The sequence below is a fragment of the Streptomyces sp. BBFR25 genome, assembly GCF_044590125.1.
Lineage (GTDB): Bacteria > Actinomycetota > Actinomycetes > Streptomycetales > Streptomycetaceae > Streptomyces > Streptomyces canus_D.
This window is the reverse complement of the sequence record NZ_CP172447.1, coordinates 3,652,180-3,672,703: the sequence shown is the minus strand read 5'-3', so window position 1 is coordinate 3,672,703 and position 20,524 is coordinate 3,652,180. Positions and strand designations below refer to the sequence as shown.

19 protein-coding genes and 1 tRNA gene are annotated in these 20,524 nt (G+C 73.2%); 16 read left to right on the top strand and 4 right to left on the bottom strand.

The features are described 5' to 3' along the window. The first annotated feature begins 3 nt into the window (after nt 1-3). The 6 genes from glp (at nt 4) to ACGH52_RS16540 (ending at nt 4,726) form a co-directional block, all read left to right on the top strand. Nucleotides 4-1,353 carry a gephyrin-like molybdotransferase Glp gene (gene glp / locus ACGH52_RS16565; RefSeq protein WP_076974810.1) on the top strand — a complete coding sequence of 450 codons (1,350 nt, stop codon included), beginning with the start codon at nt 4-6 and terminating at the stop codon, nt 1,351-1,353. 86 nt (nt 1,354-1,439) lie between these two features. Then, on the top strand, nt 1,440-1,952 hold the full coding sequence (gene moaC / locus ACGH52_RS16560; protein ID WP_076974809.1) for a cyclic pyranopterin monophosphate synthase MoaC: 513 nt from the start codon (nt 1,440-1,442) through the stop codon (nt 1,950-1,952). Continuing rightward, nucleotides 1,949-2,488: a molybdenum cofactor biosynthesis protein B gene (locus tag ACGH52_RS16555; protein WP_399940178.1), complete on the top strand. Its 540-nt coding sequence runs from the start codon at nt 1,949-1,951 to the stop codon at nt 2,486-2,488. The genes moaC and ACGH52_RS16555 overlap by 4 nt, the downstream gene beginning before the upstream one ends. Next, nucleotides 2,485-3,168 (top strand): GNAT family N-acetyltransferase, encoded by a 684-nt coding sequence (locus tag ACGH52_RS16550; RefSeq protein ID WP_210974065.1) that lies wholly within the window; start codon nt 2,485-2,487, stop codon nt 3,166-3,168. Before ACGH52_RS16555 ends, ACGH52_RS16550 begins: the two co-directional genes overlap by 4 nt. A gap of 169 nt (nt 3,169-3,337) precedes the next feature. Then, nucleotides 3,338-4,597 carry a gephyrin-like molybdotransferase receptor GlpR gene (glpR, locus tag ACGH52_RS16545; protein ID WP_399940175.1) on the top strand — a complete coding sequence of 420 codons (1,260 nt, stop codon included), beginning with the start codon at nt 3,338-3,340 and terminating at the stop codon, nt 4,595-4,597. 55 nt (nt 4,598-4,652) lie between these two features. Next, nucleotides 4,653-4,726 (top strand) — tRNA-Ala (locus ACGH52_RS16540). 159 nt (nt 4,727-4,885) lie between these two features. On the opposite strand, the gene ACGH52_RS16535 is transcribed toward ACGH52_RS16540, so the two are convergent. Next, complete coding sequence (locus ACGH52_RS16535) at nt 4,886-5,371, bottom strand: GNAT family N-acetyltransferase (RefSeq protein ID WP_059301245.1); 486 nt, start codon at nt 5,369-5,371, stop codon at nt 4,886-4,888. A 67-nt stretch (nt 5,372-5,438) separates the two neighbouring features. On the opposite strand from ACGH52_RS16535, the gene ACGH52_RS16530 reads away from it, so the two are divergent. Then, complete coding sequence (locus tag ACGH52_RS16530) at nt 5,439-6,242, top strand: exodeoxyribonuclease III (RefSeq protein ID WP_399940170.1); 804 nt, start codon at nt 5,439-5,441, stop codon at nt 6,240-6,242. A 16-nt stretch (nt 6,243-6,258) separates the two neighbouring features. On the opposite strand, the gene ACGH52_RS16525 is transcribed toward ACGH52_RS16530, so the two are convergent. Further along, nucleotides 6,259-6,906 (bottom strand): MerR family transcriptional regulator, encoded by a 648-nt coding sequence (locus ACGH52_RS16525; RefSeq protein ID WP_076974876.1) that lies wholly within the window; start codon nt 6,904-6,906, stop codon nt 6,259-6,261. A 158-nt stretch (nt 6,907-7,064) separates the two neighbouring features. Here ACGH52_RS16525 and ACGH52_RS16520 point away from each other — a divergent pair, with 158 nt between their 5' ends. The 4 genes from ACGH52_RS16520 (at nt 7,065) to ACGH52_RS16505 (ending at nt 10,759) form a co-directional block, all read left to right on the top strand. Then, nucleotides 7,065-8,612 carry a flavin-containing monooxygenase gene (locus ACGH52_RS16520; protein WP_399940167.1) on the top strand — a complete coding sequence of 516 codons (1,548 nt, stop codon included), beginning with the start codon at nt 7,065-7,067 and terminating at the stop codon, nt 8,610-8,612. Next, a complete protein-coding gene (locus ACGH52_RS16515; RefSeq protein ID WP_076974804.1) occupies nt 8,609-9,553 on the top strand; it encodes an alpha/beta fold hydrolase in 945 nt (314 codons plus the stop codon). Before ACGH52_RS16520 ends, ACGH52_RS16515 begins: the two co-directional genes overlap by 4 nt. Further along, the gene (locus tag ACGH52_RS16510) at nt 9,550-10,443 is read left to right on the top strand and encodes an SDR family oxidoreductase (RefSeq protein WP_076974803.1); all 894 of its coding nucleotides are present in this window, start codon (nt 9,550-9,552) and stop codon (nt 10,441-10,443) included. The genes ACGH52_RS16515 and ACGH52_RS16510 overlap by 4 nt, the downstream gene beginning before the upstream one ends. Before the next feature lie 88 nt (nt 10,444-10,531). Beyond that, on the top strand, nt 10,532-10,759 hold the full coding sequence (locus ACGH52_RS16505; protein ID WP_003975647.1) for a hypothetical protein: 228 nt from the start codon (nt 10,532-10,534) through the stop codon (nt 10,757-10,759). 84 nt (nt 10,760-10,843) lie between these two features. Here ACGH52_RS16505 and ACGH52_RS16500 read toward each other — a convergent pair whose 3' ends face one another. Then, nucleotides 10,844-14,224 carry a S41 family peptidase gene (locus ACGH52_RS16500; protein WP_121703049.1) on the bottom strand — a complete coding sequence of 1,127 codons (3,381 nt, stop codon included), beginning with the start codon at nt 14,222-14,224 and terminating at the stop codon, nt 10,844-10,846. A gap of 170 nt (nt 14,225-14,394) precedes the next feature. On the opposite strand from ACGH52_RS16500, the gene ACGH52_RS16495 reads away from it, so the two are divergent. The 5 genes from ACGH52_RS16495 to ACGH52_RS16475 all read left to right on the top strand — a co-directional run bounded on the left by ACGH52_RS16495 (nt 14,395) and on the right by ACGH52_RS16475 (nt 19,209). Then, a complete protein-coding gene (locus ACGH52_RS16495; RefSeq protein WP_052839282.1) occupies nt 14,395-14,994 on the top strand; it encodes a TetR/AcrR family transcriptional regulator in 600 nt (199 codons plus the stop codon). 103 nt (nt 14,995-15,097) lie between these two features. Next, nucleotides 15,098-17,326, top strand: coding sequence for an MMPL family transporter (locus tag ACGH52_RS16490; RefSeq protein WP_121703048.1), 2,229 nt, complete (start codon nt 15,098-15,100; stop codon nt 17,324-17,326). A gap of 169 nt (nt 17,327-17,495) precedes the next feature. Further along, nucleotides 17,496-18,017, top strand: coding sequence for a YbaK/EbsC family protein (locus ACGH52_RS16485; protein ID WP_121703047.1), 522 nt, complete (start codon nt 17,496-17,498; stop codon nt 18,015-18,017). Beyond that, nucleotides 18,014-18,859, top strand: a complete 846-nt coding sequence (locus ACGH52_RS16480; protein WP_059301236.1) for a DMT family transporter — start codon at nt 18,014-18,016, stop codon at nt 18,857-18,859. Before ACGH52_RS16485 ends, ACGH52_RS16480 begins: the two co-directional genes overlap by 4 nt. A 74-nt stretch (nt 18,860-18,933) precedes the next feature. Beyond that, on the top strand, nt 18,934-19,209 hold the full coding sequence (locus ACGH52_RS16475; RefSeq protein WP_059301362.1) for a DUF1876 domain-containing protein: 276 nt from the start codon (nt 18,934-18,936) through the stop codon (nt 19,207-19,209). Nucleotides 19,210-19,258: 49 nt separating this feature from the next. On the opposite strand, the gene ACGH52_RS16470 is transcribed toward ACGH52_RS16475, so the two are convergent. Further along, nucleotides 19,259-20,455, bottom strand: coding sequence for a serine hydrolase domain-containing protein (locus ACGH52_RS16470; protein ID WP_193777748.1), 1,197 nt, complete (start codon nt 20,453-20,455; stop codon nt 19,259-19,261). Nucleotides 20,456-20,524: the final 69 nt, after the last annotated feature.

Genomic DNA, 20,524 nt, shown 5'->3' with positions numbered 1-20,524 from the left:
ACGTTGAGCAGCAGCGCACACCGTGACACCGGCCACGACCACGCCGCCGCGGGCCCCGGCCCGGACCGGCTGTGGTCGGTGCAGGACCACCTGGACGACGTCCTCGCCACCGTCCGCCCCCTGGACCCGATCGAGCTGAACCTGCTCGACGCCCAGGGGTGCGTCCTGGTCGACGACATCACGGTGCCGCTGTCCCTGCCGCCGTTCGACAACAGCTCCATGGACGGGTACGCGGTGCGGGTCACCGACGTCGCGGGCGCCAGCGAGGAGTTCCCCGCCGTCCTGGAGGTCGTCGGGGACGTCGCCGCCGGCCAGACCGACCCGGTCGCCGTGGGCCCCGGCCAGGCCGCGCGCATCATGACCGGCGCCCCGCTTCCGCCCGGCGCCGAGGCCGTCGTCCCCGTCGAATGGACCGACGGCGGGCTGGGCGAGGGCCCGGTGTCCGGCATGCGCGCCCGCAGTCTGGCCCCGGAGGGTGCCCAGGGCCACGTCCACGTGTACCGCCCGGCCGAGGCACGCGCGCACGTCCGCGCGCAGGGCAGCGACGTCCGCTCCGGCGACCGCGCCCTGGCGGCCGGTACGGTCCTCGGCCCGCCGCAGATCGGCCTGCTCGCCGCGATCGGCCGGGGCACGGTACGCGTGCGCCCGCGCCCGCGCGTGGTGGTGCTCTCCACCGGCAGCGAACTGGTCCAGCCCGACGAGCAGCTGGCGTCCGGGCAGATCTACGACTCCAACAGCTTCGCCCTCACCGCGGCCGCCCGCGACGCCGGTGCCATCGCCTACCGGGTGGGCGCGGTCGCCGACGACGCCGAGACCCTGCGGTCCACCATCGAGGACCAACTGGTGCGCGCCGACCTGATGGTCACCACCGGCGGCGTGAGCGTCGGGGCCTACGACGTGGTCAAGGAGGCGCTGGCGCACGTCGGCGACGAGGACGAGCCGGGCGGCGGCGTGGACTTCCGCAAGCTCGCCATGCAGCCCGGCAAGCCCCAGGGCTTCGGCTCCATCGGCCCCGACCACACCCCGCTGCTCGCCCTGCCCGGCAACCCGGTGTCGTCGTACGTCTCCTTCGAGCTGTTCGTGCGCCCCGCGATCCGCACCCTCATGGGCCTGCCCGACGTGCACCGCCCGACGGTCACCGCGTCCCTGACCGCGGACAAGGCGCTGACCTCGCCGAAGGGCCGCCGCCAGTTCCTGCGGGGCAGCCACGCCGACGGCTCGGTCACCCCGGTCGGCGGCTCCGGCTCCCACCTCGTGGCCGCCCTCGCGCACGCGAACGCGCTGATCGTCGTCCCGGAGGACACCGAATCCGTCGAGCCCGGCGCCGAGGTCGAGGTGGTCCTGCTCGGCTGAGCGGGCCCCGATGGCGGTACCGTGTCGCGCACAGCAGGCCCACGCCCCGCACCGCGCCGGGCCACGACCGGGAGCGCCACACGAGCATGAGTACGCAGGACCGACCGCCGAGCAGCGGACAGGACCCGCAAGGCCGGCTGACACACATCGACGAGGCGGGCGCCGCCCGGATGGTCGACGTGTCCGGCAAGGACGTGACCGCACGCACCGCCCGCGCCACTGGACGCGTCCTCGTCGCGCCCCGCGTGGTCGAGCTGCTGCGCGGCGAGGGCGTGCCGAAGGGCGACGCCCTGGCCACCGCCCGGATCGCGGGCATCATGGGTGCCAAGCGCACCCCCGACCTGATCCCCTTGTGCCACCCGTTGGCCCTCTCCGGTGTGAAACTGGATGTGTCGGTCGCGGACGACGCCGTGGAGATCACCGCCACGGTGCGCACGACGGATCGCACGGGCGTCGAGATGGAGGCGCTCACCGCGGTCTCCGTCGCCGCGCTCACCGTGGTCGACATGGTCAAGGCGGTCGACAAGGGAGCGGTCATCACGGACGTGCGGGTGGAGCAGAAGACGGGCGGCAAGTCCGGCGACTGGACCAGGTCATGACGCCGGACGACGGCGCGGGAGGAGCCCTCCTCGGGCCGTACGCCGCCCTGGTCGTCACGGCGTCCAACCGGGCCGCCGCCAGTGTCTACGAGGACAAGGGCGGACCGCTGATCGCCGAGGGGCTGCGCCGCTTCGGCTTCGCAGTCGACGGCCCCCAGGTCGTCCCCGACGGCGACCCCGTGGAAGCCGCCCTGCGCGCGGGCGCCGAAGCGGGCTACGACGTGATCGTCACCACCGGCGGCACCGGCGTCTCGCCCACCGACCGCACCCCCGAGGCGACCCGGGCGGTGATCGACTACGAGGTGCCGGGCATCGCGGAGGCGATCCGGGCGTACGGCCGGGACAAGGTGCCGACCGCGGCGCTGTCCAGGGGACTGGCCGGAGTGGCGGACGGGACGCTGATCGTCAACCTGCCGGGCTCCTCCGGCGGGGTGAAGGACGGCCTCGCCGTGCTGGAGCCGCTGCTGAAGCACGCCGTGGACCAGCTCCGCGGCGGCGACCACCCGAGACCCGCCAGCGGTGGGGGTGTGAGCTGAACAGCCCCTCCTGGCCCGCCGAGCTGAGGGACGGCGACATCGTCCTGAGGCCGATAAGGCTGCGCGACCAGCGGGCCTGGCGCGAGGTCAACCGGCGCAACCGGGACTGGCTGCGCCCGTGGGAGGCCACCATCCCGCCGCCCGGACCCGGCGGCCCGATCGCGCACCGGCCGACCTACCGCCAGATGGTGCGGCACCTGCGCTCCGAGGCCCACGCGGGTCGGATGCTGCCCTTCGTCATCGAGTACCAGGGGCGGCTGGTCGGCCAGTTGACGGTGGCCGGCATCACCTGGGGCTCGATGTGCTCCGGCCACGTCGGCTACTGGGTGGACGAGGCGGTGGCCGGCCGCGGGGTGATGCCCACGGCCGTGGCGATGGCCGTGGACCACTGTTTCCGCACCGTCGGACTGCATCGCGTCGAGGTCTGTATTCGCCCCGAGAACGCGCCCAGCCGCCGGGTCGTGGAGAAACTCGGATTCCGCGAGGAGGGGCTCAGGCCGCGATATCTGCACATCGACGGAGCCTGGCGCGACCACCTCGTCTTCGCGCTCACCGCGGAAGAGGTCCCCGAGGGCATGCTGCGGCGATGGCACCGGTCACGGCACCGCGGTACACCGAACGCCGGAAACAGCGGAGGCCCCGGCGGCACCGGTAGCACGGCAGCCCCGGGAATTGAATAAACGTTCGAAATTGAGCAGGCTGCGACCATCCGGAAGCGGATAATTTCGCGGTCCTGGCGGTCGGCTGATCGGATCAGTCACAAGAAAAGTTCGAAATATCAGCCAGATCGTGCGACACACCGGCTCAATTGGCGGATCGCCTCACGCAAACCCCTCTACCGTGTGAGGCGTGAGCAGCAGCGGCCTCATCTACGCAGTCATCGTCGGGGCCTGGGCCGCCTACTTGGTGCCGATGTGGCTCCGTAGGCAGGACGAGCTGAACGAGGCCCGTCCGACGGAACGCTTCAGCACCGCCATCCGGCTCCTGTCCGGACGGGCGGGCATGGAGCGCCGGTACGCCAAGGACCTGCAGTCGCGCTCCGCCGACGAGGCGGGGCCCGACGCCGACGCCCCGGACGCCGTCACCGACTCGGTGGACGTCCGGGCCTTCGCCGTGTCCAGGACCCGACGGCACACCCGGCCGACCCCGCCGCGACAGGCGGCGGAGCGGCCCGAACCGGCGCGCCCGCAGTCCGGCGGACCCGAGCGCGGCCCGAGACCCGGACCGTCCCAGGAACCCGGCGACCCGGCCGGTACCGGCGCGGCACCGGCGCGGGCCCGGGTGCCGCAGGCCCGGCGCGCCCCCGTCTCACCGGCGGCCGCGGCACGGGCTCGGCGCAGCAAGGTGCTCGCGCGCCGCCGGCGTACGACCGTGATGCTGTTCCTCGCCTTCACGCTCGGCGCGGTCGTCGCGGCGGTCGGCGGGCTCGCGTTCCTGTGGGCACCAGGAGTACCCGCGGTGCTGCTCAGTGCCTACATCGCGCACCTGCGCGCGCAGGAGCGCCGCCGCTTCGCCTTCCAGATGGACCGCCGCCAGGCCGAGGCCGCCGCACAGCGACTGCGTGACCGCGACCCCCGCCCGCGCCGGCGCGGGCCTGCCCCCTCCGCCCCCGGCACCGTCGGCGACCTCGACGCCGAGGAGCCGGACGAGGGGCCCGAGGCGGAGCCCGGCGCCGGGATGTCGGCGCTCGCCGCGGACCGGCGGGCACTGGTCGAGCAGACCGACCACGCCGAGTGGGTCGACCAGCAGCGGGAACGCCGAGGGCGCCCGCAGGGCGACAGCTGGGACCCGGTCCCGGTCCCGCTGCCCACCTACGTGACCGCCCCGGTCGCCCCCCGCGCCACGCCCGACGTGGACCTCGCGGCGCCGGACGCGTGGAGCTCGGCCCGCTCCAGTGCCGTCGCCCCCGACCAGGAGGACGCCGCCGCGCGGGCCGCCGACCCGGACCGCGACCGCCAGGCGGCCGCGCCGGCCGAGGAGCGGCCGGAGACCCCGGGCCGCAGCGACGCCCGCCGCGCCGCCTCGGCCCGCCGGGCCAGGGAACGGGGCCGCACGCCGCTGTTCGACCAGTACGAGGACGGCGACCGTCCCCGCGCGGCCAACGAGTAGCCGGAAGGGATTTTTGAGCAGGCCGGACGGGGTGCTAGAGTTTCACTCGTTGCAAGGGCCTGTGGCGCAGTCCGGTAGCGCACCTCGTTCGCATCGAGGGGGCCAGGGGTTCAAATCCCCTCAGGTCCACGCACATTGACGAAGGTCCCGTCCGATCATGACGATCGGACGGGACCTTCGTCGTTCCCGGGACCGGGACTGGGACCGGACGGGGCCGGTCCTCCGAGCCCCCGTGCCGCCGGGATGCATCCTCGGGCGGCACGGCCTGACGGCGGCGGTCAGAGGGTCTTACGGGGCCTGGAGCGCCTTCGCGTAGCAGAGGCTCTCCTCGTGGAAGCGGTAGTAGCCGAACTTCCCGCACGGCTCGTAGCCGCTGGAGGTGTACAGGGCCACCGCCTCCGGCTGCTTCGTGCCGGTCTCCAGCACCATCCGGGTGCGGCCCGCCGCACGGGCGTCCTCCTCCAGGGCGGCCAGGATGCGGCGGGCCAGCCCGCGCCCGCGCACCTGCTCGACCACGAACATCCGCTTGAGTTCGGCGTCCCCGTCGAGATTGCCCTCGTCGTTGGCGTCCTGGCTGCGCCAGCCGCCCGAGGCGACCGGGACGTCGTTCTCGTCGTACGCGACCAGGTACTGGCCGTTCGGCGGCGCGAAGTCCGCCGGGTCCAGGAGCGTGGCGTCGCCGCCGTCGCCGTAGCGGACGTCGTACTCGGCCTGGACCTCGTCGTTGAGCTTCACGGCGTCGGGGTGGTCGAAGGGGACCCGGCGTATGTTCATGCTTCCTACCGTATATCGATGCGTATCCGGAGCGGGACACCGTCCAGTGTGCCGGTATCGTGCCCTGGTGCTCACCGTGACCTCCGTGAACGTGAACGGTCTGCGCGCCGCCGCGAAGAAGGGCTTCGTGGAGTGGCTCGCCGAGACCTCCGCCGACGTGCTGTGCCTCCAGGAGGTGCGGGCCGAACCTCACCAACTGCCCGAACACGTCCGCACGCCCGAGGGCTGGCACGTGACGCACGCCCCCGCCGCCGCCAAGGGCCGCGCCGGGGTGTCCCTCTACACGCGCCGTGAGCCCGACGCCGTCCGCGTGGGTTTCGGCTCGACCGAGTTCGACACCAGCGGCCGCTACGTCGAGGCCGACCTGCCCGGTGTGACGGTCGCCTCGCTCTACCTGCCCTCCGGCGAGGTCGGCACCGCGCGCCAGGACGAGAAGGTCCGCTTCATGGGCGAGTTCCTCGCCCACCTCAAGGGCCTGCGCGAGCGCGCCGCCGCCGAGGGGCGCGAGGTCGTCGTCTGCGGCGACTGGAACATCGCCCACCGCGAGGCCGACCTGAAGAACTGGCGCGCCAACAAGAAGAACTCCGGGTTCCTGCCGGAGGAGCGGGAGTGGCTGAGCCGCGTCCTCGACCCGGCGGAGGGCGGATACGTGGACGTCGTGCGCGCGCTGCACCCGGACGTCGAGGGACCGTACTCGTGGTGGTCGTACCGGGGGCGGGCCTTCGACAACGACTCGGGGTGGCGCATCGACTACCACCTCTCCACTCCCGGGCTGGCGGCCAGGGCGCTCAAGGGGTACGTCGAGCGGGCCGCCACGCATGCCGAGCGCTGGTCGGACCACGCGCCGGTCACGGTGGTCTACGGCCCCTGACGGCCGGGGCCAAGACCTACTCCGAGCCCTTCCGCATCCGCCGGTCCAGCGCCAGCGACAGTTCCGCCTCCACCACGCTGCGGGCCAGCGGGCGCAGGCGGTGGAGTTCCGGTTCGGCGGCGTGACGCAGTATCAGGTCGGCGAAGAGTTCGGCGAGGGCGTCGGCGTGCTCGCGGACGCGGGCGCCGGCCTGGAGGACCTCGCCGAGCGGGATGCCCTCGCGGACCAGGGCGGAGGAGACCTCCAGCAGGCGGTGGCTTATGTGGACCAGTTCGTCGCCGTCGGTGCCGAGGTAGCCCAGCTCCATCGCGGCGGCCAGGTTCTCCGGGGTGACCTCGCCCTCGAAGCGGGCGGCGAGTTCCTCGGGGGTGAGGCGGACCGGGGTCTCCTCGGTGGGTTCGCCGAGGCCGAGCAGGTCGCCGACGTCGCGGCCGTGGTCGAAGGCGTCGGCCAGCTCCGCGATGCCGTTCAGGGTGTGGCCGCGCTCCAGGAGGGCGGCGATGGTGCGCAGTCGGGCCAGGTGGTGGTCGTCGTACCAGGCGATGCGGCCCTCGCGGCGGGGCGGCGGGATCAGTTTGCGTTCGCGGTAGAAGCGCAGGGTGCGCACCGTGATGCCGGCCAGCCCGGCCAGTTCCTCCATGCGGTATTCGCGCTTCTCGGTCACGTCCACGACCTTATGGCGTACCGCCGGTAACTTTCCTCCGCCCGACCCCTACCCATGAGTACGGAGCTGCTCTACGCTCCCATTGCGCCAGTGTTCACTGGCATGGTTCCAGACGGTTCCAGGTTCCAGACGGTCCAGGCAAGCGTGGAGGCTCCCAGATGGCCGAGCACGAGCAGGTTCACGAACACGTAAGGGTGGCGGTGATCGGGTCCGGCTTCGGCGGGCTGGGGGCCGCCGTGCGGCTGCGGCGCGAAGGGATCATCGACTTCGTCGTACTGGAGCGGTCCGGCAGCGTCGGCGGCACCTGGCGGGACAACAGCTACCCCGGCTGCGCCTGCGACGTGCCGTCCCACCTGTACTCCTTCTCCTTCGCACCCAACCCCGAGTGGCCCCGCACCTTCTCCGGGCAGGAGCACATCCGCGCCTACCTGGAGCACGTCACCGACACCTTCGGGCTGCGCCCCCACCTCCGCTTCGACTCGGAGGTGAAGCGGATGACGTGGGACACCGAGCAGCTGCGGTGGGAGATCGAGACCGTGCGCGGCACCCTCACCGCCGACGTCGTCGTCTCCGCGACCGGACCGCTGTCCGACCCCAAGATGCCGGACATCCCGGGGCTCGACTCCTTCCCCGGCAAGGTCTTCCACTCGGCCCGCTGGGACCACGACTACGACCTCACCGGCAAGCGCGTCGCCATGATCGGCACCGGCGCCTCCGCCATCCAGATCGTGCCGTCCATCCAGCCGAAGGTGGACCGGCTCACCCTCTTCCAGCGCACCCCGGCCTGGGTGATGCCCCGCATGGACCGGGCCATCAGCGGCGCCGAACGGGCCCTGCACCGGGCGCTGCCCGTCACCACCAAGCTCCGCCGCGGGCTGCTGTGGGGCATCCGGGAACTCCAGGTGCAGGCGTTCACCAAGCACCCCGACGAACTGGGCTTCGTCGAGCAGATCGCCAAGCGCAACATGGGCGCCGCGATCAAGGACCCGGCCCTGCGCGCCAAGCTCACCCCCGACTACCGCATCGGCTGCAAGCGGATCCTGCTGTCGAGCACCTACTACCCGGCGCTCGCCCGGCCCAATGTGGACGTGGTCGCGAGCGGCCTGAGCGAGGTGCGCGGGTCGACGCTGGTCGCCGCCGACGGTACCGAGGCCGAGGCGGACGCGATCATCTTCGGCACCGGCTTCCACGTCACCGACATGCCCATCGCCGAGCGGGTCGTGGGCGCGGACGGGCGGACGCTGGCCGAGACCTGGAAGGGCGGCATGGAGGCGCTGCGCGGCGGCACGGCGGCCGGCTTCCCCAACTTCATGACGGTCATCGGGCCCAACACCGGCCTCGGCAACTCGTCCATGATCCTGATGATCGAGTCCCAGCTGAACTACATGGCGGACTACCTGCGGCAGTTGAACGTCCTCGGCGGACGCACCGCCCTCGACCCGCGCCCCGCCGCCGTGCGCAACTGGAACCACCGGGTGCAGGAGCGCATGAAGCGCACCGTGTGGAACACCGGCGGCTGCACCAGCTGGTACCTGGACGCGAGCGGCCGCAACACCACCGTCTGGCCCGGTACGACCGCCGAGTTCCGGCGCGCGACGCGGCGCGTGGACCTCGCGGAGTACCAGGTGCTGCGCCCGGCCCCCGCGCAGACCACGGCGAAGGCCACCGGGAAGGCCGTCGACGCGGACGCCGAGGTGAGCGCGTGAGCCGCCTGCTGCACGTCGCCGACGGGCCGTACGCCCCGCCCGTGCCCGCCCGCGAGCTGACCGTCACCGCCGCCGACGGCGCCCGGATACACGTGGAGGTGCACGGACCCGAGAACGCGCCCGCGGTCGTCCTCGCCCACGGCTGGTGCTGCTCCATCGCCTTCTGGGCGGCGCAGATCCGCGCACTGGCCGCCGACCACCGCGTCATCGCCTACGACCAGCGCGGCCACGGCCGCAGCCCGGCCAACCCGGCGTACGGCACCGAGCCGCTCGCCGACGACCTCGAAGCCGTACTGGAGGCCACCCTCGCGCCGGGCGAGCGCGCCGTGATCGCCGGGCACTCCATGGGCGGGATGACGCTGATGGCCGCGGCGACGCGGCCCGCGGTGCGCGAGCACGCGGCGGCCGTCCTGCTGTGCAGCACGGGCAGCGCGCGGCTGGTGGCGTCCGCCACCGTGCTGCCGATGCGGGCGGGCCGGGCGCGCACCTGGCTGACCCGGCGCGTCCTCGGCTCCCGGGCGCCGCTCGGGCCGGTCACACCGCTCGCCCGCCGCATCCTCAAGTACGGGACGATGGGCCCCGCTTCGGCCCCGCACATGGTCGACGCCTGCGCCCGGATCGTGCACGCCTGCCCGAGCCGGGTGCGGCACGGCTGGTCCCAGGTGCTCGACGTGCTCGACCTCGAGCACGGCGTACGGGAGTTGCGGATGCCGGTGGAGATCGTGGTCGGTACGGCGGACCGGTTGACGCCGCCCGTGCACGCCCGCGAGCTGGCCGCCGCGCTGCCCGACTGCGTGGGCCTCACCGAACTCCCGGGTCTCGGCCACATGACGCCGGTGGAGGCCCCGGAGCTGGTCAGCGGGAAGATACGGGCCCTCGCGGCCACCTACATACCCAGCGCACGCGGTGAGCGTGCCGTACCCGTCGAGGAGAGCGTATGAGCAGGGTGAGCCTGGAGGGGCGGGTCGCCGTCGTCACCGGAGCCGCGCGGGGCGTGGGGGAGTTGATGGCCCGCAAGCTGTCCGCGCGCGGGGTGAAGGTGGCGCTGGTCGGCCTGGAGCCGGACGAACTCAAGCAGGTCTCCGCCCGGTTGCACAGCGACAGCGACCACTGGCACGCCGACGTCACCGACCACGAGGCGATGGCCCGGGTGGCGGCGGAGGTGAAGGATCGTTTCGGGAAGGTCGACATCGTCGTCGCCAACGCGGGTGTGGCCACCGGCGGCCCCTTCGTCGACTCCGACCCGGAGTCCTGGCGGCGGGTGATCGAGGTCAACCTGATCGGCTCGGCCGTCACCGCCCGCGCCTTCCTGCCCGCCCTGCTGGAGAGCCGCGGCTACCTGCTCCAGATCGCCTCGCTGGCCGCCCTCACCCCCGCCCCGATGATGAGCGCCTACTGCGCCTCCAAGTCCGGCGTCGAGGCGTACGCGCACAGCCTGCGCGGCGAGGTCGGGCACCGGGGCGTGAAGGTGGGCGTCGGCTATCTGTCCTGGACCGACACCGACATGGTGCGCGGCGCCGACCAGGACGACGTCATGCGGGAGTTGCGGCAGCGGCTGCCCTGGCCGTCGAACAAGACCTATCCGCTGGGCCCGGCGGTCGACCGGCTGGTGGAGGGCGTCGAGCGTCGCTCCGCGCACGTCTACGGGCAGTGGTGGCTGCGCGGCATGCAGGGCGTGCGCGGCTATCTGCCGGCCGTCATCGGCACCGTCGGGCAGCGCGAGATGCGGCGCTTCGGGGACCGGCTGAACGGCAGGCGGATCGGCCTGGTCGGTGCCGGTGGAGCGGCCGACGAACACCGCCCGACCAGCACGACTACGGTCCGTAAGTGATCGACATGCGCACGGTCACGGCTCGTGTGAATCTGATCGAGCGCCCGGCCGATCCGGTCGGGCCCGATCACCACAGGAGTGAGCCCACATGGGTATGAAGGACCAGTTCCAGGACAAGGCCGAGCGCATGCAGCAGCAGGGCAAGCAGCGGGCCGAGCAGGCGCGGGACCAGTTCCAGAACCGCGACCGCCGTCGCGACGAGGACGAGATCGACCCGTCCTCGCCCGCCTCGCGCCGCCGCGAGTCGGAGCACCAGGACCCGTCCTCGCGCCGTCGCGACGAGGACGAGCGGCTGCAGGACAGCTTCGACGCCTGACGCGCCGCGGCTGAAGTGAGAGGGCGCCCCCCGGTGGTTGCGGGTGGGCGCCCTTTCCCGTGCCCCGGAGGTCTCGCGCGGGTTCTACTCCCGCGGCGGCAGCGGCGGACGCGAGCGGTCCGGTACGGCGTCGTAACCGGGCGGTGTGGCGGGCGGGTTGGTCTCCAGCAGCTCCAGCGCCAGCCGGACCGCCTCGTCCAGGACCGGGTAGCGGCCCTCGGCCCAGTCCAGCGGGGTGCGCAGGGCCTCGACGTCGGGGGCGACGCCGTAGTTCTCCACGGACCAGCCGTAGGCGTCGAACCAGGCCGCGTTCATCGGCACCGTGATCACCGAGCCGTCGCCGAGCCGGTGCCGGCCGGTCATGCCGACCACGCCGCCCCAGGTGCGCTGCCCGACCACCGGGCCGAGCCGCAGCAGCTTGAAAGCGGCCGTGATCATGTCGCCGTCGGATGAGGTCGCCTCGTCCGCGACCGCCACGACCGGCCCGCGCGGCGCGTTGGAGGTGTACGACACCGGCTGGGCGTCCCGCGTCAGGTCCCAGCCCAGGATGGTCCGGGTCAGCTTCTCGATGACCAGCTCGCTGATGTGCCCGCCCGCGTTGCCGCGCACGTCCACGATGAGCGCGGGCCGGGACACCTCCATGCGCAGGTCGCGGTTGAACTGCGCCCAGCCGGAGCCGCCCATGTCGGGGATGTGCAGGTAGCCGCACCGGCCGCCGCTCAACTCCCGCACCACCTCCCGGCGCTTGGCCACCCAGTCCTGGTAGCGCAGGGGGCGTTCGTCGACGAGCGGTACGACGGCGACCCGGCGGGAGGGGCCCCGGCACCCCTCGGCGGGGGAGAAGGTCAGCTCCACCGTCGTACCGCCCGCGCCCGCCAGCAGCGGGGACGGTCCCCTGACCGGGTCGACCGGGCGGCCGTCGACGTGGGTCAGCACGGCTCCGTCGCGGATGCCCGTGCCCGCCAGCGGGGAGCGGGCCTTGGAGTCGGAGGAGTCGCCCGGCAGGATGCGCTTGGCCACCCACCGCCCGTCGCGGCAGACGAAGTTGGCGCCGAGCAGGCCCTGCCAGCGCTGGTAGTGCGCCGGGCCCTCGTTGCGCCGGGCGGCGACGACGTAGGCGTGCGAGGTGCCCAGCTCGCCGAGCACCTCGCGCAGCAGGTCGGCGAACTCGTCGGGGGAGGCGACGCGTTCGAGCAGCGGGCGGTACTGGTCGAGGACCGCGTCCCAGTCGATGCCGCACATGCCGGGGTCCCAGAAGTAGGCGCGGATCAGGCGGCCCGCCTCGTCGTACGCCTGGCGCCACTCGGCGGCCGGGTCGACCTCGTGCAGGATGCGCCGCAGGTCGATCCAGGTGGTCGAGTCGCCGTCGCCCACCTCGGTCGCCGGTACGGCGCGCAGGTCGCCCTCGTCGAGCACGACCAGGCGGCTGCCGTCGCCGCTGACCCGGAACCAGTCCAGGTGGTCGACCAGTTCGGACTTCTTCGCCTTGGCCAGGTTGAAGTGCTCCAGCGTGGGCCGCTCGCTCGGGTCGGCCGGGTTGGCGAAGGTCTCGCCGAGCGCGCCCGAGATCGGCCAGCGCAGCCAGACCAGGCCGCCGCCCGCGACCGGCTCCAGCGTCGAGTACTTGGAGGCGGTGACCGGGAACGGCGTCACCCGGTTCTCCAGACCCTCGACCTCGACGGTGACCGCGCCGCCCTCGCCGGGCTCGTCCTCCAGGGGGTCCAGGCCACCGGCGGCGGGACGGCCCTCCGGGTTCAGGGCGAAGGGGGAGGGGGTCGCGGAGGACAGCGGCACCAGGTAGGGGCGGCAGCCCAGCGGGAAGGACAGGTCGCCGGTGTGCACGTCGTACACCGGGTCGAAGCCGCGCCAGGACAAGAAGGCGAGGTAGCGGCCGTCCCGGGTGAACACCGGGTTCTCGTCCTCGAAGCGGCCGTTGGTGACGTCGACGACGAGGGTGCCCTCCGGGCCGTCGATCCGGGCCATCTTGATCTGCCGCAGGGTGCGCCCGATGCCGGGGTGCGACCAGGTGAGCCAGGCCCCGTCGGGGGAGAAGGCGAGGTCGCGCACGGGGCCGTTGACGGAGCGGATCAGCTCGGTGACCCGGCCTGCGGCGGTGGCGGGGGTGTCGGTGCCGCCCTGTGTGTCGGCGTTCCCCGCCGTACCGGCGTCGCCCGGTGTGCCGGTGTCCCCGGCGTCCTCCGCCTCCGGGGTCGGCGCCACCGCCGTGTCCGGCTCGGCGACGTCGAGGATCAGCAGCCGTCCGTCGTGCGAGGCGACGGCGAGCCGGTCGCCCGCCGGGTCCGAGACCAGCTCCAGGACCCGGCCGAGGCACCCGGAGGCCAGTCGCCGGGTCGCGCGGCCGCCGGTCGCCCGGGGCAGATAGGAGATCTCGACGGCGTCCTCGCCCTCCGCGTCCGTGACGTACGCGATCCGTCCGCTCTCCCCGAGCATCTCCGGCAGCCGCACCCGTACCCCGGGGGTGTCCGCGATGGTGCGGGCCGGGCCGTCGCGGTGGGTGAGCCAGTACAGGCTGCCGCGTACGACGACGGCGCTCGCGCGGCCCGTCTCGTCGACGGAGACGCCGCCCACGTGCTGGGCGGCCGGCACCTGGTACGTACGCCGTCCCGCGCGCGGACCGCTCAGCCGTACGTCGAGCTTGCGCGGCGCCGAGCCGGGCGCGAGGTCGTCCACGATCCACAGGTCGCCCGCGCACTGGTACACCACCCGCGTGCCGTCGCTGGAGGCGTTGCGGGCGTAGAACGCGTCGTGGTCGGTGTGGCGGCGCAACCCGGTGCCGTCGTGGGCGCAGGAGTAGAGGTTGCCGACGCCCTCGTGGTCGGAGAGGAAAGCGATCCGGCCGCCGACGAACATGGGAGAGGCGAGGTGTCCGCCGAGGTCGGGCAGGAGCCGCTCGCCGTGCAGCCAGAGCCGGCCCGTGGCGCCGCCCCGGTAGCGCTTCCAGGCGGCGGGCTCGTGCGGCGGGGTGCCGGTCAGGAGCAGGGTTCTGCGTTCGCCGTCGAGGTCGGCGGCCTGGATGTCGGTGACCGGGCCCCAGGGCAGCTTGCGGCCGGGGTCGCCGTCGGGGGTGACCTTGTAGGCCCAGGTGAGGTGCGAGAACGGCTCGCCGTGCGAGGCGACGGCGAGGACGGCGGTGGTGCCGTCGGGGTCGGGCGGCGACCAGCCGCAGACCCGGGTGTCGAAGCCGCCCCAGTGGGTGAGCTGCCGTCCGGGGCCGCCGTCCACCGGCACCAGGTGGACCTCCGGCACCAGACTGCGCCAGCTGGTGTACGCGATGTGGCGGCCGTCGGGGGAGAAGCGCGGGGGACCGGCCTTGGTGCGGTCGACGGTGAGCCGCCAGGCCCGCCCCGGACCGTCGAGGGACGCGAGCCAGAGGTCGTCCTCGGCCACGAAACACAGCTGGTCGCCACTGAGGTGCGGAAGGCGCAGATAACTCACCCACCCCATGCTTTTCCGGGCACCGGGTACCGGCAACTTATGCGGCGCCGACAACCGTGACCCACACCACGAACGAAACCGTTTCGTTTCGCTAGACGGTGGGGTACATTCGTCATGTACGAAACGGTGTCGTTCCGGTCGAGTGGACCGGCCGACCGGAACGGAGAGGAGTGAGCGAGATGACGGAGACCGCCACCGCGCGCCGCAGCCGGATCACTCCCGAGCGCGAGGCCGAGCTGTACGAGGCCGTGCTCGACCTGCTCCGCGAAGTCGGCTACGACGCCCTCACCATGGACGCCGTGGCCGCCCGCACCCGGTCCAGCAAGGCGACGCTCTACCGCCAGTGGGGCGGCAAGCCGGAGCTGGTCGTGAAGGCCATGCGGCACAACAAGCCGGGCAAGATCGGCGACGTCGACACCGGCTCGCTCCGCGGCGACCTGCACGCCCTCATGGTGCGCGAGGACGACTGCACCATGGAACAGAACTCCGCGCTGATGCGGGGCGTCGCCATGGCCCTGCACCAGAACCCGGACCTCCGCCAGGCGTTCCGGGAACAGCTCATCGAACCGGAGATGGCCGAGTTCCAGCGTGTGCTGCAACGCGCCGTCGACCGCGGTGAGATCAGAGCGGACTGCCCGGCGCTGGACTTCCTCGTGCACATGATGGTCGGCGGGTTCGCCACCCGCACGCTGCTGGACGACCAGCCGCCGACCCGGGCGTTCCTCGCCTCCTACGTCGACGCCGTGATCCTCCCCGCCCTCGGCGTCTCCACCCACTGACCTCCCCACGCACCGTCTGAGCCCCACCTGACGTAACCGCTCACGTCGTCGGGCCGATCCCCCCTGCCCTGAAGATCCACGACCTGACCGGGAGTACGCCCTCGTGGCCACGTTCCTCTACAAACTCGGCCGGCTCGCCTTCCGCCGACGACACTTCGTCGCCCTGATCTGGGTGGCCCTGCTGACGCTCGCCGGCGTCGGCGCGGCCAGCGCCCCGCCCGCCGGCAACTCCTCCTTCTCCATACCGGGAACGGAGGCCCAGAAGGCCTTCGACCTGCTGGAACAGCGCTTCCCCGGCCAGAGCGCCGACGGGGCGACCGCACGCGTCGTCTTCAAGGCGCCGTCCGGCGAGAAGATGACGGACGCCGACAACAAGGCGGCCGTCCACAAGACCGTCGACGAACTCGCGGACGGCTCCGAGGTCGCCTCGGTCGCCGACCCCTACAAGGGCAACGCCGTCAGCAAGGACGGCACGGTCGCCTACGCCTCGGTGAAGTACGACGTCTCCGGCATGGAGCTGGAGGAGTCCACCAAGGAGGCCCTGGAGGACGCCGCCCAGCAGGCGCGCGACGCCGGGCTGACCGTCGAGATCGGCGGTGACGCGCTCCAGGCCGTCCCGGAGACCGGCGCCACCGAGATCATCGGCATCGCGGTCGCCGCCGTCGTCCTGGTCATCACCTTCGGCTCCCTGGTCGCGGCCGGGCTGCCTCTGCTCACCGCCCTGATCGGCGTGGGCATCGGCGTCTCCTCGATCACCGCGCTGGCGAGCGCGCTCGAACTGGGCTCGACCACCTCGATCCTGGCGATGATGATCGGCCTCGCGGTCGGCATCGACTACGCCCTGTTCATCGTCTCCCGCTACCGCGCCGAACTCGCCGAGGGGCGTGAACGCGAGGAGGCCGCCGGACGGGCGGTCGGCACCGCGGGCTCCGCGGTCGTCTTCGCCGGACTCACGGTCGTCATCGCCCTGGTGGGTCTCGCGGTCGTCAACATCCCGATGCTCACCAAGATGGGCATTGCGGCGGCCGGCACCGTCGCCATCGCGGTCCTGATCGCGCTGACCATGATCCCCGCGCTGCTCGGCTACGCCGGGCGCCGGGTCAAGCCGGCCGGTGCGAAGGGCAAGCGGTTCGGCCGCTCCCGCAAGGACGCCGAGCAGTCCGAGGGCCGGCCGAAGGCCAACCTGGGCACCCGCTGGGCGAGCTTCGTCGTCCGCCGCCCCCTCGCCGTCCTCCTCCTGGGCGTCATCGGCCTCGGCGCCGCCGCGGTCCCCGCGACCTCCCTGGAGCTGGGCCTGCCCGACGACGGCTCCCAGCCGACGTCCACCACCCAGCGCCGCGCCTACGACCTGCTGTCGGAGGGCTTCGGCCCCGGCTTCAACGGCCCCCTGATGGTCGTCGTGGACGCCAAGGGGAGCGACGCCCCGAAGGACGCCTTCACCGACGTCGAGAAGCGGATCAAGGACCTCGACGGCGTCGTGGCGGTGACCCCGCCCGCCCCCAACAAGGGCGGCGACACCGCGACGATCACCGTGGTCCCGGACTCCAAGCCGTCCTCCGTGCAGACCGAGGACCTGGTGCACGCCATCCGGGACGCGGGCGGCGACATCGAGGCGAAGACCGGCGCCGAGACCCTGGTCACCGGTTCGACGGCGATGAACATCGACGTCAGCCAGAAGCTCAACGACGCGCTGGTGCCGTACCTGGTCCTGGTCGTCGGCCTGGCCTTCCTCCTCCTCATCGTGGTCTTCCGCTCGATCCTGGTCCCGCTGAAGGCGGCCCTCGGCTTCCTGCTCTCGGTCATGGCGGCGCTCGGCGCGGTCGTCGCGGTCTTCCAGTGGGGCTGGCTGTCCGGCCTGATGGGCGTCGAGGAGACGGGCCCGGTCATGTCGATGATGCCGATCTTCATGGTCGGCGTGGTCTTCGGCCTGGCCATGGACTACGAGGTCTTCCTGGTCACCCGCATGCGGGAGGCGTACGTCCACGGCGAGACGCCCCACCAGGCCGTCGTCACCGGCTTCAAGCACGGCGCACGGGTCGTCACGGCCGCCGCGGTGATCATGATGGCGGTCTTCGCCGGGTTCATCGGCTCCAGCGAGTCGATGGTGAAGATGATCGGCTTCGGCCTCGCGATCGCCGTCTTCTTCGACGCGTTCGTCGTCCGCATGGCCATCGTCCCGGCGGTCCTCGCCCTGCTCGGCAAGAAGGCCTGGTGGCTGCCGAAGTGGCTGGACCGCGCGCTGCCCAACGTGGACGTCGAGGGCGAGGGCCTGCGCACGGCCGACGAGCGGGGCGCCGACCCCGACGAGGACCGGGCGCTGGTGCGCACCTGACCAGTCGCCGCGGCCTCTGACAGGAGGACGGCACAGACCAGCCGGTGAGGGTTCCGTGGGGACGGGGCTGCCCTCACCGGCTTCCTCCGTTCCGGGGCGCCCTCGACCGCCTGGCGCGGCTGGGCAACCCGGTCGCCTGTGGGCTACACGTACCGCTACGGTGCCATCCATGACGACGACCGACGACGCCTCCGACTCCGCCGCCGCCTCCGCGGCCCACCCCCGCTTCGCCGCCGCCCTCGGCGAACTGGGCCTCGGCGACCTGGCCGGACGGGCCCGCCGCTTCCCGGAGGCCACCCGCACCGCCACCGAGGCCGCCGCCGCAGTCGGCTGCGAGCTGAGCCAGATCTGCAAGTCGCTCATCTTCGCCGCGGACGGCGTGCCCGTACTCGTCCTCATGGACGGCGCCTCCCGCGTCGACCTGGACCGGGTCCGCGAGGAACTCGGCGCCCAGAAGGTCACCCGGGCCAAGGCCGACGTCGTACGGGAGACCACCGGGTACGCGATCGGCGGGGTGCCGCCCTTCGGGCACCGGACCAGGACCCGGGTGCTCGCCGACCGGTCGCTGCTCGCCCACGACGTCGTCTGGGCCGCCGCCGGAACCCCGTACGCCGTCTTCCCGATGGAGCCCGAGGACCTCGTCGCCACCGCCGGTGCCACCCTCGTGGACGTGCGCGAGCGCTCCGAGTGACCCCGCTGGTCACCGCCGCCGTCCTGCTCGCGGCGGTCACCCACGCCAGCTGGAACGCCATCGCCCACCGGATCACCGACAAGCTGACCGGGTTCGCGCTGATCTCCGGCGGCGGGATGCTCATCGGCCTCGCGCTGGTGCCGTTCACCGCGTTCCCGGCGGCCGGAGCCTGGCCCTACCTGCTGGTCTCCGCCGCCGTCCACATCGCGTACTACGCCCTGCTGATGCGCTCCTTCCAACTGGGCGACTTCGGCCAGGCCTACCCGATCGCCCGCGGCAGCGCGCCGCTGCTGGTCACCGTCCTCGCCGCCGTCTTCGCCCACGAGGTGCCGGACGGCTGGGCGACCGCGGGCGTCCTGGTCTCCTGCGCCGGACTGACCGGCGTCGCCCTGTGGGGGCTGCGCGGACGCCGGCCCGACTGGGCGGCCATCGGCGCCGCCCTGGCGACCGGCGCGACCATCGCCGCGTACACGGTCGTCGACGGCCTCGGCGTACGCGCCTCCGGGTCCTCCCTCGGCTACATCGCCTGGCTGATGGCGGTGCAGGGCACGGTCCTGCCCGCGTACTTCCTGTACCGGCACCGCGCCGGGGCCTGGGCGCTGCTGCGGCCGCGGGCCGGACTCGGACTGGTCGGCGCGGCCCTGTCCGTCACCGCCTACGCCCTGGTCCTGTGGGCGCAGACCCGCGCCGAACTCGCGCCCATCGCCGCCCTGCGCGAGTCGTCCATCCTGGTCGGCGCCGCGATAGGGGCCCTGTTCTTCAAGGAGCGGTTCGGCGCGCCCCGCATCGCGGCGGCGGGCCTCCTGGTCGTCGGGATCGGGCTGATGCTGCACACCGGATAGCCGCGGCCGACGGGATGGTGCGGACGGCCGCCGCGAGGCGCACCCTGGAAGGAGGTATTCCGGAGGTGATCGTCATGATGCACACCACAGTGGGATGGCATGTCGAGCTGGAGTTCGTGGAGGACGACCAGCACACGCGGGCGGTCGCGATGGTGCGGCTCCCCGACGGCACCGAGGTCCGCGCGCACGGCCACGCCAGCCGTCACCGGGTCGACTCCCAGCAGCCACGGGTCGGTGAGGAGGTCGCGGGCGCACGGGCGTTGAACGAGCTGGCGATGCAACTGCTCACCAAGGCCCACGACGAGATCGACGCGGCGTCCGGGCGGACCTCGCACCCCATCCACGTCTGAACCCGTGAAGGGCCTGCCCGTCGGGCGGGCCCCAGCCGCCCCAGCCGCCCTAGCCGAGTGACGCGCGGACCGCCCGTACCAGCGCCTGCGCCCGCGGGTCCGCCGTGACGGTCTTGCGGAAGCCGTTGGTGACATAGCCCAGGGCGATTCCGGCCTCCGGGTCGGCGAAGCCCAGGGAGCCGCCGCGGCCCGGGTGGCCGAAGGAGCCGGGGGCCAGGAACGGGGACGCGCTGCCGTGCAGCATGTAGCCGAGGCCGAACCGGGTGCCCACGACCAGGACCCGGTCGGGCCCGGCGGACTCCTCGGCGCGGGCCAGTTCCATGGTCGCCGGGTCGAACAGCCGCACGCCGCGCGTCACGCCGTCGACCTCGCCGATCAGCGCCGCGTAGAAGCGGGCCAGACCGTCGGCCGTCGCGATGCCGTTGGCGGCCGGGAGCGCGGCCGCGCGGTACACCGGGTCGTTCTGGTCGGGGAACGGGGTGATCGCGGCGAAGGCGCGGCGGGTGAGGGAGTCCGGGTTGTCGTAGGCCTCGGTGACGGAGCGCTTGGGGCGCAGCCGCGGGACGTTGCCGGGACTCGACGGCTCCGGCTCGTCGAGGCGCCCGACGCGACCGGCCCGGCCCGCCGCCTCCTCCGCCGCGGGCAGCCCCACCCACAGGTCCAGGCCCAGCGGACCGGCGATCTCGTCCGCGATCCACTGCCCGGCGCCCCGCCCGCCGCTCACCCGGCGGACCAGCTCGTCGAGCAGCCAGCCGTAGGTCAGCGCGTGGTAGCCGTGGTCGGTGCCGGGCTCCCAGACCGGCGTCTGGGCGGCGACGGCCGCGGGGCCCCGCAGCGGGTCCAGGGCATCCTCGGGGGTCAGCGGGCGGTCCAGGACCGGCAGCCCGGCCCGGTGGTTCAGCACGTGCCGGACCAGCACCCGCTCCTTGCCGTGCGCCTTGAACTCCGGCCAGTACTCGCCCACCGGCGCGTCCAGGTCCAGCTCCCCGCGACGGTGCAGCAGCAGCGGCACGGCGGCGGCGACGCCCTTGGTCGCCGAGCGGACCACCTGGGCGGTGCCCCGGCGCCACGGCTCGGTGCCGGCGGTGCCGTCGACGTCCTTGGCGCCGCCCCACAGGTCGACGACCTTGCGCCCGTCCCGGTAGACGGCGACGGCCGCGCCCCGCTCGCCGAGCGCGGTGAAGTTCCGTACGAACGCGTCCCGCACCGGCTCGAAGCCCGCGGCCACCGTGCCGTGCACCTTCACGCCCGCGTCCCCGTCACCGTCCACTGTTCTGCGCCCCTTCCGGTCGTCCGTGACAGTGGGTGCAACCAC

Bases quoted from the DNA above. Each gene is read 5' to 3' on its own strand.
- ACGH52_RS16485 (WP_121703047.1), top strand. From the start codon at position 17,496: ATGACGACGACCGACGACGCCTCCGACTCCGCCGCCGCCTCCGCGGCC.
- ACGH52_RS16510 (WP_076974803.1), top strand. From the start codon at position 9,550: ATGAGCAGGGTGAGCCTGGAGGGGCGGGTCGCCGTCGTCACCGGAGCC.
- ACGH52_RS16520 (WP_399940167.1), top strand. From the start codon at position 7,065: ATGGCCGAGCACGAGCAGGTTCACGAACACGTAAGGGTGGCGGTGATC.
- ACGH52_RS16535 (WP_059301245.1), bottom strand. From the start codon at position 5,371: ATGAACATACGCCGGGTCCCCTTCGACCACCCCGACGCCGTGAAGCTC.
- ACGH52_RS16505 (WP_003975647.1), top strand. From the start codon at position 10,532: ATGGGTATGAAGGACCAGTTCCAGGACAAGGCCGAGCGCATGCAGCAG.
- ACGH52_RS16500 (WP_121703049.1), bottom strand. From the start codon at position 14,224: ATGGGGTGGGTGAGTTATCTGCGCCTTCCGCACCTCAGTGGCGACCAG.
- ACGH52_RS16475 (WP_059301362.1), top strand. From the start codon at position 18,934: ATGATGCACACCACAGTGGGATGGCATGTCGAGCTGGAGTTCGTGGAG.
- moaC (WP_076974809.1), top strand. From the start codon at position 1,440: ATGAGTACGCAGGACCGACCGCCGAGCAGCGGACAGGACCCGCAAGGC.
- ACGH52_RS16555 (WP_399940178.1), top strand. From the start codon at position 1,949: ATGACGCCGGACGACGGCGCGGGAGGAGCCCTCCTCGGGCCGTACGCC.
- ACGH52_RS16495 (WP_052839282.1), top strand. From the start codon at position 14,395: ATGACGGAGACCGCCACCGCGCGCCGCAGCCGGATCACTCCCGAGCGC.